The organism is Streptococcus mitis (assembly GCF_026782865.1).
Lineage (GTDB): Bacteria > Bacillota > Bacilli > Lactobacillales > Streptococcaceae > Streptococcus > Streptococcus mitis_CG.
Map to the genome: position 1 here is coordinate 24,870 of NZ_JAKUXK010000002.1, position 18,177 is coordinate 43,046.

Genomic DNA, 18,177 nt, shown 5'->3' on the forward strand with positions numbered 1-18,177 from the left:
GAATATAAAAAGCTACCCCACCTAGACATTCAAAGACAAGGAAATAACGATGAATAAGAAAATATTAGAAACATTAGAGTTCAATAAGGTCAAGGCCTTGTTTGAACCTCATTTGTTGACCGAACAGGGCTTGGAGCAATTGAGACAGCTGGCTCCGACTGCCAAAGCAGATAAAATAAAACAGGCTTTTGCTGAGATGAAGGAAATGCAGGCTCTTTTCGTCGAGCAACCGCATTTCACTATTCTCTCAACCAAGGAAATTTCAGGAGTCTGCAAGCGTTTGGAGATGGGGGCGGATCTCAATATCGAGGAGTTCCTCCTCTTGAAGCGCGTACTTCTTGCCAGCCGAGAACTGCAAAGTTTTTATGCCAATCTGGAAAATGTCAGCTTGGAAGAATTAGCCCTTTGGTTTGAGAAATTACATGATTTTCCTCAATTACAAGGAAATCTACAAGCCTTCAATGATGCAGGTTTCATTGAAAATTTTGCCAGTGAAGAATTGGCGCGCATCCGTCGAAAAATCCATGATAGCGAGAGTCAGGTGCGCGATGTCCTACAAGACCTGCTCAAGCAAAAAGCGCAGATGTTGACGGAAGGAATCGTTGCCAGCAGAAATGGCCGTCAGGTTTTACCAGTCAAAAACACCTACCGTAATAAGATTGCAGGTGTCGTTCATGATATTTCTGCTAGTGGAAATACCGTCTATATCGAACCCCGTGAGGTGGTCAAACTGAGTGAAGAAATTGCTAGTTTGCGAGCAGATGAGCGCTATGAAATGCTTCGCATTCTCCAAGAAATCTCGGAGCGTGTCCGCCCTCATGCTGCTGAGATTGCTAATGATGCTTGGATTATCGGCCATCTGGACTTGATTCGTGCCAAGGTTCGCTTTATTCAAGAAAGGCAAGCAGTCGTTCCTCAGCTGTCAGAAAATCAAGAAATTCAACTGCTCCATGTCTGCCATCCTCTGGTCAAAAATGCCGTCGCAAATGATGTCCATTTTGGCCAAGATTTAACAGCTATTGTTATTACAGGTCCCAATACAGGTGGGAAGACCATCATGCTCAAAACTCTGGGATTGACGCAGGTTATGGCCCAGTCAGGTTTACCGATTTTAGTAGACAAGGGAAGTCGTGTGGGTATCTTTGAAGAAATTTTTGCTGATATTGGAGATGAGCAGTCTATTGAGCAGAGCTTGTCTACCTTCTCTAGCCACATGACCAATATTGTGGATATTCTTGGCAAGGTCAATCAACATTCGCTCTTGCTCTTGGATGAGTTGGGGGCTGGTACAGACCCTCAAGAAGGAGCAGCCCTTGCTATGGCTATTTTAGAGGACCTTCGCCTGCGTCAAGTCAAGACCATGGCGACGACTCACTATCCGGAACTAAAGGCCTATGGTATTGAGACAGCCTTTGTGCAAAATGCCAGCATGGAGTTTGATACAGCAACTCTTCGCCCGACCTATCGCTTTATGCAGGGTGTTCCTGGGCGAAGCAATGCCTTCGAAATCGCTAAACGTTTAGGACTATCTGAAGTTATCGTAGGGGATGCCAGTCAGCAGGTCGATCAGGACAATGATGTTAATCGTATCATTGAGCAACTGGAAGAGCAGACGATGGAAAGCCGTAAACGATTGGACAATATCCGTGAGGTGGAGCAAGAAAATCTCAAGATGAACCGTGCTCTAAAAAAACTTTATAACGAGCTCAATCGTGAAAAGGAAACCGAGCTTAACAAGGCGCGTGAACAGGCTGCTGAGATTGTGGACATGGCCCTCAGTGAAAGTGACCAGATTCTTAAAAATCTCCACAGCAAATCTCAACTCAAGCCCCACGAAATCATTGAAGCCAAGGCCAAGCTGAAAAAATTAGCTCCTGAAAAAGTGGACTTGTCTAAAAACAAGGTCCTTCAAAAGGCCAAGAAAAAACGAGCTCCAAAGGTGGGAGATGATATCGTGGTTCTCAGTTATGGCCAGCGTGGTACCTTGACCAGTCAACTCAAGGACGGACGCTGGGAAGCCCAAGTCGGCTTGATTAAGATGACCTTGGAAGAGAAAGAGTTTGACCTTGTTCAAGCCCAGCAAGAAAAGCAAGTCAAGAAGAAACAGGTCAATGTCGTGAAACGAACTTCTGGTCGTGGTCCACAAGCTAGACTGGATCTTCGAGGTAAACGCTATGAAGAGGCTATGAATGAGTTAGATGCCTTTATCGATCAAGCCTTGCTTAACAATATGGCGCAAGTTGATGTCATCCATGGTATCGGGACAGGAGTCATCCGTGAAGGTGTCACCAAATACCTACAAAGAAACAAACATGTCAAGAGTTTCGGCTATGCCCCACAAAATGCTGGAGGCAGTGGTGCGACTATTGTGACATTTAAAGGATAAGAAAAGCCTGAGGAAATATATTGTTCCTCAAGCTTTTTTATTTTCTAGGTTAGATGTCTAAAGGCTGGCCAGTGTGATTGAGTTGTGTGACAGTAACAAAGAAATCCTCTCTCATTCGAGTAAGAAGTTGATTTGGATAGATTTTTTCAAAGTTATCAAGACTGGCAAAGATATGTTTAGAAAGTTCTAGACCTCTGACATCGTCTTGTCTGAGAAAATTATTAGCACGTTCCATGGAAATGCTAATCATCTCTGTCATCTTGGTACTCAGTAGAGGGAAAGTATTAATCACTTCCAGGGTCTTCAACGCTAGATTTTCAGCCTTATCATAATAGCCATTAACAGAGTAATGCTTGATAGCAGTTCTTAAGCAGGCAATATAGTAGTCAGCAGTGCGGATTGAATGGTATTCAGTCTGCTTTTTTAGAGTATCTAATAAGTGGTAGAGCCTGTAATCTAAAAATTCGATTGAAAAGTGAGGCAGGATAGATGAAAAGATATTCACCTCAATTTTATTCCAATCGTCCAATTCACTAAGATAGTTCTTTATATATTCTAGTTCTTGATAATCTTTTGGAGTCAGAAAAGAATCGCCGATGATGTTTGCAATAGCAAATTTATTGACTACACGATTGGCAATCACATAGTGTTCAGCGATCCCAGGATTTTCCATGGGTTGATTAATCAAACTAATGATCTTTTTAAATTCACGCTTATAGGCCAAATCAGCAACTTGAGCCTGTAATTTATGAAATTCAGTTGGAAACATCTGCGTTTTGAGACTATCAAAGGTCTCTTTATCAATACCAATATTAGATAGAATCTCTTCAAATTTTTGAATGGTTATCCGAGATTTCCCTTGCTCAAACTGACGTAAAAAATGTGGAGTCACTGTAGTTCCAGCAGCTTCCTTCTGGGTAAACCCTCTTTCCTCACGAATAGCTTTATAGACTAATCCATACACACTTTCATCTTGCATCCTAAATCTCCTCGAGTCCTTTTTTCCATTCTATCATAATTCTACCAATTTTTAAGGTGTTTTTTAGAAAAAAGTAAATATAGTTCCCTTTTTTTGACGAGAACAGAGCAATTATATGATAAAGGTAAATATAGGTTCGTTTTTCGTAAATCTAGTAAAGTCCATGCTATACTGTAACCGTAAACAATAAAAATTTAAAGGAGATTGTTGATGATGAAGTCAAAAACAGTTTTAGTAACTAGCCTAGCGGCTGCAACATTAGGTTTGGTCTCTCTTGTAGATACAGCAGGAGTTCTACCTTTTTCAGTACAAACGGTACAGGCTGATAGTATTATTGCAGTTGGGAATGTCGATCATAAAGTTGATTTAAGTTTGGTAGGATATGATAACAACAATGGTGTTTCTATCAAATTTTCAACTGATAGTATTAATCCAAACTTTGTTGATAATGATAATAGTAATCAAGATTTTATTATTGTAAGAACGAGGCTGGTTAATGCTAAAACAAAAGAGGTTTTGCAAGAGGAAACCGGAGCAAGTGTTAAATTAAGATCTTATGATTTAACAAAAAGTAGCCTTGACTCTTATTCATATGACTTGATTCCTGACGGTGAATATAAATATGAAGCCTATGAAGCTAACTTTTATATCGATCCTCAGACAAAACTTCGTCATAAATACAGAGGTGAATCTCCTGTCTTTAGAATCAAAGATAAAAAGTTTGCAGGTCTAGTATCTTCAACACCAAGACAAGAAAAACCAAAACAGGAGAAACCAAAACAAGAGAAACCGACACCAACACCAACACCTACAATTCAATCTGGCTGGTCAGGTAACTCATACTACCAAAATGGTCAAAAAGTCATTAACAAATGGGTTTTCGACGTTCATTACAATAGCTACTACTTTATCAATGTAAATGGAAATTATGTTCAAAATGCTTGGTCAGGTAATTACTACCTTAAATCAAATGGTAAAATGGCTAAAAGTGAATGGATTTACGATAAAAACTATGGATCATATTACTACTTGACAGCAGAAGGAAGTTACGCTCGCAATACTTGGGTAGGTAATTACTACCTTAAATCAAACGGTAAGATGGCTAAAGGTGAGTGGATTTACGATAAAAACTATGGTTCATACTACTATCTAACATCAGAAGGTAGCTACGCTCGCAATGCTTGGTCAGGCAGCTACTATTTGAAGTCAAATGGTAAGATGGCTAAAGGTGAGTGGGTCTACGATAGTAGCTACAAATCATACTACTACTTGACTGCAGAAGGCAGTTACGCTCGTAACACTTGGGTGGGTGATTACTACCTTAAATCAAATGGTAAAATGGCTGTCAATGAACGCACACCAGATGGTTATCGTGTAGATGCATCAGGTAAATGGATTCGCTAGAATTATAGCTTGTGAGAAATGACCTATAACAAATAAATAGAAATGGAAAATAATTTTCGGATAGGTAACATTTTGATAAAATAAAAATATCGAAAGGAATTGGCACATGCTGATTCCTTTCTCTTAGATAAAGGAGTAATATGAAAAAGTTATTATTAGCCACATCGCTTTTACTGACACTAGTTCTAGGAGGCTGTCAGTATTTACCTTGGAATAAAAGCGCGGAAACAACATCTAATTCACCATCGGATACATCTACAGAAAGTCCAGAAATAGATTACAGTTACTACAATAAGGTTTTAGATGACTATGAAAAAGTAGTAAAAGGCACCTTGTCGACAGGTATGGATGTCAATCCCCTAGCTAGTCAAGTAAAGTCTTCTCAAGGCTTTTATACAGATGTGGTTTACCACAAGACGGATTTGAATAATGACGGAGTCGATGAACTTTTACTTGCTCTTGAAATGAAGAGTAGCGAAAAGAGTTTACTTGATATCCGTACTTTGAAAAATGGGAAGGTGATTCGTCTGACCAATCAAGAAAATCGTTTAGACCAGATTGGTGAGAGAATGACAGTCGGTATCTTGCCAGACAATTCTTTGCTCTATCGTGGAGCTGGTACAGCAACGAGTCACATCTATGTCCACTACCAATTTAGTGAGAATGGCCAGTCCTTGGTAAAGGCTAAAGAGGCTCAAGAACTAGCAGATCTTGGGGTCGGTTCACCCATCTCTCTAGAGACTTTAAGTTGGAAGTCAGTTTCTGATAAACTTCCTGGAGGAGCAAGTGCAGATAAGGGGACAGAGGCAACATCATCTTCAACCAGCAAAACTGATTCTAAAAAAATGGATATTAATGCCATAAAAAATGGAGATTTTTCTAGTATTGAAGGAAAATGGAGTAATGGTCACGGAGGAGAAGACTTAGTCTTTAGTAAAGATGGATTGATAGCACCAGAGAAATTTAAAGTTGACCTTGCAGAATCAGAATTTGTAAATGGTTTTTTACGAGCTCGCTATTCAGGTCCATCTTTTAGAGTCTTTATTCAATTCATACCAGCAGGTGTTAGAATACCTGATGAGACATCAATGGATGGATTAATATCAGACGCTTCGGATATTAGTAAAGATAGAATTCTCTATCGTGCTTCATTTCCAGTACATAATAAACCAGAACAGTTCTTATATCGTGTAGACTAGGAGTGAAACATATTCATTTAATTAACAGCACCTCACGCACATGGGAATGCTCAAGCTTTTTCTACAGAGTCAAATAAGATTTTCCCAAAATCCATTGACAAAAGCCAACATTTTTTGTAAAATAAGAATCAATTAAATACCAACACCGAATGAAGTTTAATAGAAGTGGTAAATCGTTTGATTTTCCATGACTGTAAATGGACGGAACTCTGGAGAGACCGTAAAGGCACCGAAGGGGCAAGGCAGGCAACTGCTCAAACTCTCAGGTAAAAGGACAGAGCTAGGATAGACCGCTTTTTAGCATTTATCTAAGCATTCCAGAGTACATGTATCTTGCATGTGCTCTTTCTTTTGGGGTTGAAAAGATAGGAGAAGGAAATGTTAGAATTGCTTAAATCAATCGATGCTTTTGCTTGGGGCCCGCCCCTCTTGATTCTCTTAGTCGGGACAGGTATTTACCTAACTGCCCGTCTAGGACTATTGCAGGTTTTGCGTCTGCCCAAGGCCTTCCAGCTTATTTTTACTAAGGACAAGGGGCATGGCGATGTATCCAGTTTTGCGGCCTTGTGTACAGCCCTCGCAGCGACAGTTGGTACGGGAAATATTATCGGGGTGGCGACGGCTATCAAGGTCGGTGGCCCAGGAGCCCTCTTTTGGATGTGGATGGCTGCTTTCTTTGGGATGGCTACTAAGTATGCGGAAGGACTACTAGCTATTAAATACAGGACTAAAGACGATAACGGTGCTGTTGCAGGAGGTCCCATGCACTATATCCTTCTAGGGATGGGAGAAAAGTGGCGTCCCCTTGCTATCTTCTTTGCTCTGGCAGGTGTGTTAGTAGCTTTATTGGGAATCGGGACCTTTACCCAAGTCAACTCGATTACAGAATCTATCCAAAATACGACGACTATTTCGCCAGCTATCACGGCTCTCGTTTTGTCTGTCTTTGTAGCGATTGCCGTCTTTGGTGGACTCAAGTCCATCTCTAAGGTTTCAACAACCGTTGTTCCTTTTATGGCCATCATCTATATTTTGGGAACTCTTACAGTTATTTTCTTTAATATTGGGAAAATTCCTGCCACAATCGCTTTAATCTTGACATCCGCTTTTAGTCCGGTTGCTGCGATAGGTGGATTTGCTGGTGCTAGCATTCGGATGGCTATCCAAAATGGTGTGGCGCGTGGTGTCTTTTCAAACGAATCTGGTCTAGGTTCTGCTCCCATTGCAGCTGCTGCAGCTAAGACAAATGAACCAGTAGAGCAAGGTTTGATTTCTATGACAGGAACCTTTATTGATACCCTCATCATTTGTACTCTGACTGGTTTGACCATCTTGGTAACTGGAGTATGGAATAGTGACTTGAATGGAGTGGCTTTGACTCAGTCAGCCTTCTCAACAGTATTTTCACACTTTGGGCCTGCCCTCTTGACCATTTTCCTTGTGCTCTTTGCCTTTACAACGATTCTAGGTTGGAACTACTATGGAGAACGCTGTTTCGAGTTCCTCTTTGGTGTTCGTTTTATCTGGCTCTACCGTGTGATTTTTGTGCTCATGGTCTTGCTGGGAGGATTTATCGAGTTGGATATGGTTTGGATTATTGCTGATATTGTCAACGCTTTGATGGCTCTGCCGAACTTGATTGCCCTCTTAGTCTTGTCGCCAGTCGTTATTGCTGAAACTAAAAAGTATTTTGACAAATAATGGAATCACACATCGCGTGTGATTTTTTGCTTTCATAAAAAATTTCTATCAGTGCAATTTAAAATATATATTATACACGGTATAGAATCTGTGATAGACTAGGTTTCAACAACATGAAAAGAGGTTTTATGATGACAACATTTACAATTCATACAGTAGAATCAGCACCAGCAGAAGTGAAAGAAGTTCTTGAAACAGTAGAAAAAGATAACAATGGCTATATTCCTAACCTAATCGGTCTCTTGGCTAATGCACCGACTGCTTTAGAGGCTTACCGTACTGTCGGAGCTATCAACCGTCGCAACAGCCTGACACCTGTTGAGCGCGAAGTAGTGCAAATCACGGCAGCTGTGACAAATGGTTGTGCCTTCTGCGTCGCAGGTCACACAGCCTTTTCAATTAAACAAATCCAGATGAACGATGATCTTCTTCAAGCCCTTCGCAATCGTACTCCAATTGAAACAGATCCTAAATTGGACACCCTAGCTAAGTTTACCTTGGCAGTTATCAATACCAAGGGTCGTGTAGGCGATGAAGCGCTTAGTGAATTTTTAGAAGTCGGCTATACCCAGCAAAATGCCTTGGATGTGGTTCTTGGTGTCAGCCTAGCAAGCCTCTGTAACTATGCCAATAATCTAGCTAATACCCCAATTAATCCAGAATTGCAACCTTATGCTTAGTTCATATCTGAGTAAAATGAAGTCTGAAATAATCGGACTTCATTTTTTAAGTCCTCATTTAAGCGCTTTTATGCTATACTGAAACTAACATGATTATTGGAGGTTAGGATGAAAAAACTCCCCTTAGTATTTTCTGGTTGTTTGCTAGGTTTGGCAGGAGCTGGAAATCTTATTTTAGATACGTTGCCGGTTCTGTCACATCTTTTTAGTCTGACAGGTTTGGTTTTGTGGCTCTATTTTCTGCTTCTTCATCTCTTTAATTGGAAAGAAACAAAGCAAGAATTGACCAAACCCCCTCTTTTGTCAGGAATGGCGACCTTTCCCATGGCTGGGATGATTTTATCTACCTATGTTTTTCGCGTCTTCCCTCATCTTCCTTTGGTAGCGCAAGGGCTCTGGTGGTTTTCATTTCTTTTGGATTTGGCCTTGATTGCTGGTTTCACCATCAAGTTTGCTTATCCGGGTCGAAGGGTTCATGCGACTCCAAGCTGGACGGTTCTCTATGTGGGGATAGCAGTGGCTGCCTTAACCTATCCTCTTGTAGGCATCATCGAAATTGCCTATGCGACCTTGAGTTTTGGTTTTCTCCTAACCTTCTATCTCTATCCCCTTATTTATAGCGATTTAAAGAAACAACCACTCCCACTAGCCTTGCTTGGACAAGAAGGGATCTACTGTGCTCCTTTCTCTCTACTCTTGGCTTCCCTAGTTCGAGTTGGAGGAGAGAGTCTACCAACTTGGCTCTTGATTGTCATGATCTTGGCTTCCCAATTCTTCTTTTTCTTTGTTTTGACTCGTCTGCCCAACATTTTAAAACAAGGCTTTCAACCAGCCTTTTCAGCCCTCACCTTCCCAACCATTATCACAGCTACCTCGCTCAAGATGGCTCAGGGAATCTTGAAACTTCCATTTCTGGATTATCTGGTACTGGCTGAAACTGTTATTTGTTTAATTATTTTAGTCTTTGTATTGGGCGCTTATCTGAATTGGTTACGAAAAAAGGTCTAGCTAGAAATAGCTAAACCTTATTTTTTATGGTTTGATGACCTCAGCTCCACCCATGTATGGACGAAGTGCTTCTGGGATGGTCACAGAACCATCTTCATTTTGGTAGTTTTCAAGAATAGCAGCCACTGTACGTCCAACTGCAAGTCCAGAACCGTTTAAGGTGTGGAGCAATTTTACCTTGCCATCTGCTTCATCACGGTAACGGATTTGGGCACGACGGGCTTGGAAATCTTCTGTGTTTGAACAGCTTGAGATTTCACGGTAGGTATTTTGTGCTGGAATCCAAACTTCCAAGTCGTAAGTCTTCGCAGCTGAGAAGCCCATATCTCCAGTAGAGAGAGCAACGACACGGTATGGAAGGTTAAGTTTTTGAAGGATATTTTCAGCGTTGGCTGTCATTTTTTCCAATTCTTCGTAAGATTCTTCTGGTTTGGCAAATTTAACCATTTCAACCTTGTGGAATTGGTGCAAACGAATCAAGCCACGAGTATCACGACCAGCAGAACCAGCCTCAGAACGGAATGATGGACTCATAGCAGTGAAGTAGATTGGCAGGTCTTTACCATCAAGGATTTCATCACGGTAGTAGTTTGTCAGAGGAACTTCAGCTGTAGGAATAAGGACGTAATTGCTGTCGCTGAGTTCAAAAGTATCTTCCTTGAATTTTGGATATTGACCAGTACCAAACATAGAATCGTGGTTAACCATGTAAGGCGTGATGACTTCAATATAGCCTTCCTTGCCATGCTCATCCAACATAAAGTTGTAGAGAGCACGTTCCAAACGAGCACCGAGGCCTTTATAGAAGAGGAAGCGAGCTCCTGTTACCTTACCACCGCGTTCCCAGTCAAGGATACCAAGGTCTTCACCAAGATCCCAGTGAGCTTTTGGCTCGAAGTCAAACTCGCGTGGAGTCCCCCAACGGCGAACTTCCACATTGTCATCTTCGTCAGCTCCGACAGGAACGCTGTCAGCTGGGATATTTGGAAGAGTCGTGGTAAATTCTGTCAATTTAGCATCGATTTCTGCCAATTCAGCATCCAAGGCTTTAACCTCAGCAGATAGATTTTGCATGGCAGCAATCTTGTCATCTGCATTTTCCTTGTTGCGCTTAGCTTGGGCAATTTCAGCAGAAACTGTGTTTCGTTCTGCTTTGAGAGTTTCAACCTTGACCAAAATGTCACGACGTTTAGCATCGATTTCTTTCATCTCGTTTAAGACAGCAGCATCTACACCACGTGTAGCCAATTTTTCTGCGACAGCATCAAAGTCTGTACGAATGCGTTTGATATCTAACATAAGAACTCCTTTATGAAAAAAGCACACCTGACAAAGCGTTGGAGTGGCAGGGCCACGGTTCCATCCAACTTCACAGGTGTGCACTTGATTGTGTATGCAATTGTTATTAACGGTAGAATTTCACCTATCCCTCCTATCTGCTCGCAGCACCCGCAGACTTTCTGAAAGAAGAAGATAACCTACTTATCCGTTGCTATGATTATACTAAAGTTTTTACTTTTTTGCAAATAGATTTTTAAATTTTTGACCAATGGTCTGAATTAGGGTAGGAAGTTTGACAACCTTGTCGTTACCCAGTTTTTCGCGAGCAATTTTGAGAATGGCACCTGAGTCTTTTGAAGCAAAGAGGAATTTTCCTCTGTCTGTAAAGACTTCGAAGTGGCGACTGATTTTGCGACCAGTGACATTGGCCCCAATCTGGTTGATATGGTCCCAAGGAATCTGGATAAATTGTTCGACATTGACATCTGGGTAAAATTCCAGAGCCTGATCTCCGACCAGAAATTTCCCAACTTTTCCAGCTATAGAGAGGTAGGAAGTTCCTGTCGTATTGAGAAGCACTGTTTTGTTAAGAGATTGGGCCATGATTAGTCTTCCTTACTTTCACCGAAAAAGGCATTGTAGAGGGCTTTAATTGCTGCTTTTTCTTGATCTTTATTGACAACAAACATAATAGAAACTTCACTAGAACCTTGAGACATCATCTGGATATTAATCTTATTTTCAGATAGAGCACGTGTAGCAGTAGCAGTTACTCCGATATGACTCTTCATTTTTTCTCCAACAATCATAATGATTGAAAGGTCATGTTCGATTTCTGCATGGTCTACTTCAGCTTTTTGAACCAATTGACGCAGGATTTCTTCTTCCTTGATAGGAGTTAGTTCACGAGAACGAAGAATGATTGAAAGATCGTCGATACCAGTTGGCATATGTTCCCAACCGATGTTGAGGTCTTCAAGGATTTGAAGAACCTTGCGACCAAATCCAATCTCGCGGTTCATGAGGTATTTCGACATGTTGATGCTGACAAAGTCAGAATCACCGGCAATTCCTACAACTGGAAATTCATCACTACTGTGTTTTAGAACGATACGAGTACCTGGATGGTCAGGATTGTTGGTATTCTTGATAACCAGAGGAATTTTTCCTCGGTAGGCAGGAAGAAGAGCTTCGTCATGAAGAACTGAGAATCCTGCATAAGCCAACTCACGCATTTCACGGTAGGTCAACTCAGGAATCGAGTGTGGTTGGTGGATAATTCCTGGGTGAGCTGCAAAGATACCATCAACATCCGTAAAGTTTTCATAGAGGTCGGCTTTAACCCCTGCAGCAATGATAGAACCTGTAATGTCTGAGCCTCCACGTGAGAAGGTACAGATTTGATTTTCCTTAGTAACTCCAAAGAAACCAGGAATGACAAGGACTTCATTTGCATTTGTCAATTCTTCAATCTTGTCATAACTTGATGGCACGATGCGAGCGTTGCCCGGCTCACTTGTTACCACAATCCCAGCTTCTCTAGGGTGAACATAGCGTGCATCTATACCGTTTTGGTTAAAATAGGCAGCAATCAATTTGGCATTGTTGTTTTCACCCGCTGCTAGGAAAGTATCGTAGAGAAATTCGTTTTCTTCGATAGGAAGAGTTGCCAAGGCCCGAATACTTTTTGAAATTTTTTCTAGAACAGCTGGTTTCAGTTCCAATTCACTAACCATAGCGGCATAGCGTTCAATAATCCAGTTCTGACTTTTGCTAATATCGTTACCAGCAACATAGTCGCGGTAGTATTTAATCAAGGCATCCGTAACCTTAGTATCTTCAGCATTGCGTTTACCGGGCGCAGAAACGACCACAAAACGACGCTCTGAATCACTTTTGACAATGTTTAAAACTTTTTCTAACTGACTAGCAGAGGCAAGAGAACTACCTCCAAATTTAACAACCTTCATAAGGACTCCTAAAGTAAGTATTTTATACGATTATAGCAGAAAGAAAGCCTTTTTTCAAATGAAGAAAATAATCCATTTTACAGGGAAAGATAAGGAATCTAAAATCGGCTGAGACACTTATTACATTCTTATTCTTGCTTTTTTAGAATAAAAAAGATATACTTTGATAATAAAATAACTTAACTTGCTTATAAAAATAAAAAAGGAGTCCAGATGGAACATATTATTTATCAGATTGAAGAGGATTTGGCAATTATTACTTTAAACCGTCCTGATGTCGCTAATGGTTTCCATATTCCTATGTGTGAGGAGATTTTAGAAGCCTTGACTCTGGCGGAAGAGGATTCAGCTGTGCATTTTATCTTGATCAATGCGAATGGCAAAGTCTTCTCAGTTGGAGGAGATTTAGTAGAGATGAAGCGGGCAGTGGATGAGGATGATATTCCATCATTGACGAAAATTGCAGAACTAGTCAATGCTATTTCTTATAAAATCAAGCAAATTGCAAAGCCTGTTTTGATGGAGGTTGATGGGGCTGTTGCAGGTGCTGCAGCGAATATGGCTGTTGCCGCAGATTTCTGTTTAGCGACCGATAAGGCTAAATTTATCCAAGCCTTTGTCGGAGTTGGTTTGGCTCCAGATGCAGGAGGAATTCATCTCTTGAGCCGAAGTATTGGTGTGACGCGTGCTACTCAACTAGCCATGACAGGAGAGGCTTTGACAGCAGAAAAAGCTCTGGAGTGGGGTGTGGTTTACCGTATTTCTGAAGCTGACAAGTTAGAAAAAACCAGAGAACAGCTTCTTAAAAAATTAAGACGTGGTTCAAGCAATTCCTATGCAGCCATCAAGAAGTTGGTTTGGGAGAGCCAATTTAAAGATTGGCAAGATTATGCTGTTTTAGAACTGCATCTACAGGAATCACTAGCTAAAACAGAGGATTTCAAAGAGGGAGTTCGGGCTCATTCGGAGAGAAGAAGACCTAAATTTACAGGAAAATAAAAAAATACTTGCGCCATTCTTTGAACTTTGATATAATTCTTCTGTCAAATGTTTTGATTGTAAAAGTTTTTTTGAGAAGGAGGGAAAGAAAGTTTGGACTACCAACGAATTAATGAATATTTAACGTCTATATTTAACAATGTCCTCGTTATTGAGGAAGTTAGCTTGAGAGGTAGTCGTTTCAAGGATATCTCCATCAAAGAAATGCATACGATTGATGTGATTGGGAAATTCCCAGATGTGACACCAAGTCAAGTGTCGAAAGAGTTGATGGTGACTCTTGGGACAGTTACGACTAGTTTGAATAATCTCGAACGTAAGGGGTACATTGAACGCATTCGTTCAGAACATGATCGACGTGTGGTGCATCTGCATTTGACAAAGAAAGGTCGCTTGGTTCATAGGCTACATAAACGCTTCCACAAGGCCATGGTTGAAAAAATCATTGATGGTATGAGTAAGCAAGAAATTGAGGTTATGAGCAAAGGTTTGACCAATCTTTATCAATTTTTGGAGGATTTGAGATAATGGCTTTTGCAAAAATAAGCCAGGTTGCTCATTATGTGCCAGAGCAAGTGGTTACAAATCATGATTTGGCTCAGATTATGGATACCAATGATGAGTGGATTTCAAGTCGGACGGGAATACGACAAAGGCATATCTCAAGAACAGAATCTACTAGTGATTTGGCTACAGAGGTTGCTAAGAAACTGATGGCAAAAGCTGGAATCACAGGAGAGGAGTTGGATTTTATCATCCTAGCTACCATTACTCCTGATTCGATGATGCCCTCTACAGCTGCTCGTATCCAAGCTAATATTGGTGCTAATAAGGCCTTTGCTTTTGATCTAACAGCTGCTTGCAGTGGATTTGTATTTGCCTTGTCAACAGCTGAAAAGTTTATCGCTTCTGGTCGCTTTCAAAAAGGCTTGGTGATTGGTAGTGAAACTCTCTCTAAGGCAGTCGATTGGTCAGACCGATCAACAGCTGTTTTATTTGGAGATGGTGCTGGTGGTGTTTTGCTAGAAGCTAGCGAGCAAGAGTATTTCTTAGCTGAGAGTCTCAATAGCGATGGAAGTCGCAGCGAGTGTCTGACGTATGGACATTCAGGCCTACATTCTCCATTTTCAGATCAAGAAAATGCAGATTCATTTTTGAAGATGGATGGACGCGCAGTCTTTGATTTTGCCATTCGGGATGTAGCCAAATCTATTAACCAGACTATTGAAGAATCTCCTGTAGAGGCGACAGACTTGGATTATCTGCTACTTCATCAGGCTAATGACCGTATTTTGGATAAGATGGCTAGAAAAATCGGTGTCGACCGAGACAAACTTCCAGCCAATATGATGGAATATGGCAATACCAGTGCAGCAAGTATCCCGATTTTACTTTCAGAATGTGTGGAACAAGGTCTCATCCGTTTAGATGGTAGTCAGACTGTTCTGCTATCAGGCTTCGGTGGAGGCTTGACCTGGGGCACACTCATTCTTACAATTTAGGTAATCATGTGGTGAACACATTGTTATAAAAAACTATTTATTTTAAAGGAGTCCTATTATGGCAGTATTTGAAAAAGTACAAGAAATTATCGTTGAAGAACTTGGAAAAGACGCATCAGAAGTAACACTTGAATCAACTTTTGATGACTTGGACGCAGATTCATTGGACTTGTTCCAAGTAATCTCAGAAATCGAAGATGCTTTTGATATCCAAATCGAAGCAGAAGATGACTTGAAAACAGTTGGTGACTTGGTTGCCTACGTTGAAGAGCAAACAAAATAAACAGAATATAGATAGAAGGAGTAGGGAAACCCGCTCCCTCTTGTTTAGGCAATAGTTTGATTGTCAAATTATGACGATATCGAACTATTACGTAAGCAAGAAACGATGGAGGCACTATGAAAACGCGTATTACAGAATTATTGAACATTGATTATCCTATCTTTCAAGGAGGAATGGCTTGGGTTGCTGATGGTGATTTGGCAGGAGCTGTTTCTAAGGCTGGAGGGCTAGGGATTATCGGTGGGGGAAATGCCCCTAAAGAAGTTGTCAAGGCAAATATTGATAAAATCAAATCATTGACTGATAAACCCTTCGGTGTCAACATCATGCTTTTGTCTCCCTTTGTGGAAGATATTGTAGACCTCGTTATCGAGGAAGGTGTTAAGGTAGTGACAACAGGCGCAGGAAATCCAAGTAAATACATGGAACGTTTCCATGAAGCTGGTATTACAGTTATTCCTGTTGTACCAAGTGTTGCTTTAGCTAAACGCATGGAAAAAATCGGTGCGGACGCTGTCATTGCAGAAGGAATGGAAGCTGGGGGACATATTGGGAAATTAACAACCATGACCTTGGTGCGTCAGGTTGCTGCTGCTGTATCTATTCCTGTTATTGCTGCAGGAGGGATTGCGGATGGTGAAGGTGCTGCAGCTGGCTTTATGCTAGGTGCAGAGGCTATTCAGGTTGGAACTCGTTTTGTCGTTGCAAAAGAGTCTAATGCCCATCCAAATTATAAGGCGAAAATTTTAAAAGCTCGAGATATTGATACTACGATTTCAGCTCAACACTTTGGACACGCTGTTCGTGCGATTAAAAATCAGTTGACTCGTGATTTTGAACAGGCTGAAAAAGATGCCTTTAAACAAGAAAATCCTGATTTGGAAATTTTTGAACAAATGGGAGCGGGTGCTCTAGCCAAAGCGGTTGTTCACGGAGATGTGGATGGTGGTTCTGTTATGGCAGGTCAAATCGCAGGCCTTGTTTCCAAAGAAGAAAGCGTTGAAGAAATCCTAAAAGATTTGTATTACGGAGCAGCTAAGAAAATTCAAGAAGAAGCCTCTCGTTGGGCAGGAGTTGTAAGAAATGACTAAAACAGCCTTTTTATTTGCTGGTCAAGGTGCCCAGTATCTAGGTATGGGACGGGAACTCTATGATCAGTATCCGATTGTCAAAGAAACGATTGTTCAAGCGAGTCAGGTACTCGGTTATGATTTGCGTCATCTTATCGATACGGAAGAAGAAAAACTCAATCAGACCCGTTATACGCAACCAGCCATTCTAGCAACTTCAGTTGCTATCTATCGTTTATTGCAAGAAAAGGGCTATCAGCCTGATATGGTTGCTGGTTTGTCCCTTGGAGAATACTCTGCCTTGGTGGCTAGCGGCGCCTTGGATTTTGAAGATGCGGTAGCCTTGGTTGCTAAGCGTGGAGCCTATATGGAAGAAGCGGCTCCTGCTGGCTCTGGCAAGATGGTGGCAGTTCTCAATACACCAGTAGAGGTTATTGAGGAAGCCTGTCAAAAAGCTTCTGAACTTGGCGTAGTTACCCCAGCCAACTATAATACACCTGCACAAATCGTGATTGGTGGAGAAGTGGTTGCAGTTGACCGAGCTGTTGAACTCTTGCAAGAAGCAGGTGCCAAACGCTTGATTCCTCTCAAGGTTTCAGGACCTTTTCATACCGCTCTCCTTGAGCCTGCTAGCCAGAAACTGGCTGAAACACTAGCTCAGGTAAACTTTTCAGATTTCACTTGTCCCTTAGTCGGCAATACAGAAGCAAGAGTCATGCCAAAAGAAGACATTGCTCAACTCTTGACGCGTCAGGTTAAGGAACCAGTTCGTTTCTATGAAAGCATTGCAGTTATGCAAGAAGCAGGCGTAACCAACTTTATTGAGATTGGACCGGGGAAAGTTTTGTCAGGATTTGTTAAAAAGATTGATAAGACGGCTAAACTAGCCAATGTTGAAGATCAGGCGAGTTTGGAAACCTTGCTAGAAAACGAGTAATCCCTTCTCCCATAAATACAGGAGGAAACAGGAGAAAAGAATGCAACTAAAAAATAAAAATATCTTTATTACAGGTTCGAGTCGTGGGATTGGTCTTGCCATCGCCCACAAGTTTGCTCAGGAAGGAGCCAATATTGTTTTAAACAGTCGTGGGGCAATCTCAGAAGAATTACTCGCTGAGTTTTCAAACTATGGTGTCAAGGTGGTTCCTATTTCAGGAGATGTATCAGATTTTGCAGACGCTAAGCGTATGGTTGATCAAGCTATTGTAGAGCTGGGTTCAGTAGATGTTTTGGTCAACAATGCAGGGATTACCCAAGATACCCTGATGCTCAAGATGACAGAAGCGGATTTTGAAAAAGTGCTCAAGGTGAACCTGACTGGTGCCTTTAACATGACACAATCAGTCTTGAAACCGATGATGAAAGCCAGAGAAGGTGCTATCATTAATATGTCTAGTGTAGTTGGTTTGATGGGAAATATCGGTCAAGCTAACTATGCAGCTTCTAAGGCTGGTTTGATTGGTTTTACCAAGTCTGTGGCGCGTGAAGTGGCCAATCGCAATATCAGGGTTAATGCTATTGCACCTGGAATGATTGAGTCCGATATGACATCTGTTCTATCAGACAAGGTAAAAGATGCCATGCTGGCTCAAATTCCTATGAAAGAATTTGGACAGGCAGAGCAGGTTGCAGATTTAACAGTATTTTTAGCAGGCCAAGATTATCTAACTGGTCAAGTGGTTGCCATTGATGGTGGCTTAAGTATGTAGCAGAAG

General features: G+C 41.3%; 17 protein-coding genes and 1 riboswitch. Of the genes, 13 read left to right on the top strand and 4 right to left on the bottom strand.

The annotated features are described in order from the left end of the window. The first annotated feature begins 49 nt into the window (after positions 1–49). Complete coding sequence (locus tag MK482_RS00475) at positions 50–2,386, top strand: endonuclease MutS2 (protein WP_268717702.1); 2,337 nt, start codon at positions 50–52, stop codon at positions 2,384–2,386. 49 nt (positions 2,387–2,435) lie between these two features. Here the strand turns inward: MK482_RS00475 and MK482_RS00480 are convergent, their stop codons facing one another. Next, a complete protein-coding gene (locus MK482_RS00480; RefSeq protein ID WP_033682269.1) occupies positions 2,436–3,365 on the bottom strand; it encodes a helix-turn-helix domain-containing protein in 930 nt (309 codons plus the stop codon). A 213-nt stretch (positions 3,366–3,578) separates the two neighbouring features. On the opposite strand from MK482_RS00480, the gene MK482_RS00485 reads away from it, so the two are divergent. The 5 genes from MK482_RS00485 (at position 3,579) to MK482_RS00505 (ending at position 9,357) form a co-directional block, all read left to right on the top strand. Continuing rightward, the gene (locus MK482_RS00485; RefSeq protein WP_326845869.1) at positions 3,579–4,769 is read left to right on the top strand and encodes an endo-beta-N-acetylglucosaminidase; all 1,191 of its coding nucleotides are present in this window, start codon (positions 3,579–3,581) and stop codon (positions 4,767–4,769) included. Between the two features lie 140 nt (positions 4,770–4,909). Further along, positions 4,910–5,968 carry a DUF6287 domain-containing protein gene (locus MK482_RS00490; RefSeq protein ID WP_268717704.1) on the top strand — a complete coding sequence of 353 codons (1,059 nt, stop codon included), beginning with the start codon at positions 4,910–4,912 and terminating at the stop codon, positions 5,966–5,968. Positions 5,969–6,167: 199 nt separating this feature from the next. Next, positions 6,168–6,256, top strand: a riboswitch (glycine riboswitch). 90 nt (positions 6,257–6,346) lie between these two features. Next, positions 6,347–7,669, top strand: coding sequence for an alanine/glycine:cation symporter family protein (locus MK482_RS00495; protein WP_268717705.1), 1,323 nt, complete (start codon positions 6,347–6,349; stop codon positions 7,667–7,669). A 131-nt stretch (positions 7,670–7,800) separates the two neighbouring features. Beyond that, on the top strand, positions 7,801–8,349 hold the full coding sequence (locus MK482_RS00500; protein ID WP_049538827.1) for a carboxymuconolactone decarboxylase family protein: 549 nt from the start codon (positions 7,801–7,803) through the stop codon (positions 8,347–8,349). Between the two features lie 108 nt (positions 8,350–8,457). Continuing rightward, the gene (locus tag MK482_RS00505; protein ID WP_268717706.1) at positions 8,458–9,357 is read left to right on the top strand and encodes a TDT family transporter; all 900 of its coding nucleotides are present in this window, start codon (positions 8,458–8,460) and stop codon (positions 9,355–9,357) included. A 24-nt stretch (positions 9,358–9,381) separates the two neighbouring features. Here the strand turns inward: MK482_RS00505 and serS are convergent, their stop codons facing one another. The 3 genes from serS to MK482_RS00520 all read right to left on the bottom strand — a co-directional run bounded on the left by serS (position 9,382) and on the right by MK482_RS00520 (position 12,608). Further along, entirely contained in the window at positions 9,382–10,656 is a 1,275-nt protein-coding gene (serS, locus tag MK482_RS00510) for a serine--tRNA ligase (protein ID WP_268717707.1), read from the bottom strand. Positions 10,657–10,869: 213 nt separating this feature from the next. Continuing rightward, positions 10,870–11,241, bottom strand: coding sequence for a DUF956 family protein (locus MK482_RS00515; RefSeq protein ID WP_000079345.1), 372 nt, complete (start codon positions 11,239–11,241; stop codon positions 10,870–10,872). 2 nt (positions 11,242–11,243) lie between these two features. After that, the gene (locus tag MK482_RS00520) at positions 11,244–12,608 is read right to left on the bottom strand and encodes an aspartate kinase (RefSeq protein WP_070842771.1); all 1,365 of its coding nucleotides are present in this window, start codon (positions 12,606–12,608) and stop codon (positions 11,244–11,246) included. A gap of 213 nt (positions 12,609–12,821) precedes the next feature. Here MK482_RS00520 and MK482_RS00525 point away from each other — a divergent pair, with 213 nt between their 5' ends. The 7 genes from MK482_RS00525 to fabG all read left to right on the top strand — a co-directional run bounded on the left by MK482_RS00525 (position 12,822) and on the right by fabG (position 18,171). Continuing rightward, on the top strand, positions 12,822–13,607 hold the full coding sequence (locus MK482_RS00525; RefSeq protein WP_268717708.1) for an enoyl-CoA hydratase: 786 nt from the start codon (positions 12,822–12,824) through the stop codon (positions 13,605–13,607). Between the two features lie 93 nt (positions 13,608–13,700). Continuing rightward, positions 13,701–14,135, top strand: a complete 435-nt coding sequence (locus MK482_RS00530; RefSeq protein WP_000386351.1) for a MarR family winged helix-turn-helix transcriptional regulator — start codon at positions 13,701–13,703, stop codon at positions 14,133–14,135. After that, the gene (locus tag MK482_RS00535; protein WP_268717709.1) at positions 14,135–15,109 is read left to right on the top strand and encodes a beta-ketoacyl-ACP synthase III; all 975 of its coding nucleotides are present in this window, start codon (positions 14,135–14,137) and stop codon (positions 15,107–15,109) included. Before MK482_RS00530 ends, MK482_RS00535 begins: the two co-directional genes overlap by 1 nt. A gap of 58 nt (positions 15,110–15,167) precedes the next feature. Next, positions 15,168–15,392, top strand: a complete 225-nt coding sequence (locus tag MK482_RS00540) for an acyl carrier protein (protein WP_000257838.1) — start codon at positions 15,168–15,170, stop codon at positions 15,390–15,392. Between the two features lie 116 nt (positions 15,393–15,508). Next, a complete protein-coding gene (gene fabK, locus MK482_RS00545) occupies positions 15,509–16,483 on the top strand; it encodes an enoyl-[acyl-carrier-protein] reductase FabK (RefSeq protein WP_125430701.1) in 975 nt (324 codons plus the stop codon). After that, the gene (gene fabD, locus MK482_RS00550; RefSeq protein ID WP_268717710.1) at positions 16,476–17,399 is read left to right on the top strand and encodes an ACP S-malonyltransferase; all 924 of its coding nucleotides are present in this window, start codon (positions 16,476–16,478) and stop codon (positions 17,397–17,399) included. The genes fabK and fabD overlap by 8 nt, the downstream gene beginning before the upstream one ends. 40 nt (positions 17,400–17,439) lie before the next feature. Further along, positions 17,440–18,171, top strand: a complete 732-nt coding sequence (fabG, locus tag MK482_RS00555) for a 3-oxoacyl-[acyl-carrier-protein] reductase (RefSeq protein WP_237447240.1) — start codon at positions 17,440–17,442, stop codon at positions 18,169–18,171. The last annotated feature ends 6 nt before the right edge of the window (positions 18,172–18,177 follow it).

Bases quoted from the DNA above. Each gene is read 5' to 3' on its own strand.
- MK482_RS00475 (WP_268717702.1), top strand. From the start codon at position 50: ATGAATAAGAAAATATTAGAAACATTAGAGTTCAATAAGGTCAAGGCC.
- MK482_RS00480 (WP_033682269.1), bottom strand. From the start codon at position 3,365: ATGCAAGATGAAAGTGTGTATGGATTAGTCTATAAAGCTATTCGTGAG.
- MK482_RS00485 (WP_326845869.1), top strand. From the start codon at position 3,579: ATGAAGTCAAAAACAGTTTTAGTAACTAGCCTAGCGGCTGCAACATTA.
- MK482_RS00490 (WP_268717704.1), top strand. From the start codon at position 4,910: ATGAAAAAGTTATTATTAGCCACATCGCTTTTACTGACACTAGTTCTA.
- MK482_RS00495 (WP_268717705.1), top strand. From the start codon at position 6,347: ATGTTAGAATTGCTTAAATCAATCGATGCTTTTGCTTGGGGCCCGCCC.
- MK482_RS00500 (WP_049538827.1), top strand. From the start codon at position 7,801: ATGACAACATTTACAATTCATACAGTAGAATCAGCACCAGCAGAAGTG.
- MK482_RS00505 (WP_268717706.1), top strand. From the start codon at position 8,458: ATGAAAAAACTCCCCTTAGTATTTTCTGGTTGTTTGCTAGGTTTGGCA.
- serS (WP_268717707.1), bottom strand. From the start codon at position 10,656: ATGTTAGATATCAAACGCATTCGTACAGACTTTGATGCTGTCGCAGAA.
- MK482_RS00515 (WP_000079345.1), bottom strand. From the start codon at position 11,241: ATGGCCCAATCTCTTAACAAAACAGTGCTTCTCAATACGACAGGAACT.
- MK482_RS00520 (WP_070842771.1), bottom strand. From the start codon at position 12,608: ATGAAGGTTGTTAAATTTGGAGGTAGTTCTCTTGCCTCTGCTAGTCAG.
- MK482_RS00525 (WP_268717708.1), top strand. From the start codon at position 12,822: ATGGAACATATTATTTATCAGATTGAAGAGGATTTGGCAATTATTACT.
- MK482_RS00535 (WP_268717709.1), top strand. From the start codon at position 14,135: ATGGCTTTTGCAAAAATAAGCCAGGTTGCTCATTATGTGCCAGAGCAA.
- MK482_RS00540 (WP_000257838.1), top strand. From the start codon at position 15,168: ATGGCAGTATTTGAAAAAGTACAAGAAATTATCGTTGAAGAACTTGGA.
- fabK (WP_125430701.1), top strand. From the start codon at position 15,509: ATGAAAACGCGTATTACAGAATTATTGAACATTGATTATCCTATCTTT.
- fabD (WP_268717710.1), top strand. From the start codon at position 16,476: ATGACTAAAACAGCCTTTTTATTTGCTGGTCAAGGTGCCCAGTATCTA.
- fabG (WP_237447240.1), top strand. From the start codon at position 17,440: ATGCAACTAAAAAATAAAAATATCTTTATTACAGGTTCGAGTCGTGGG.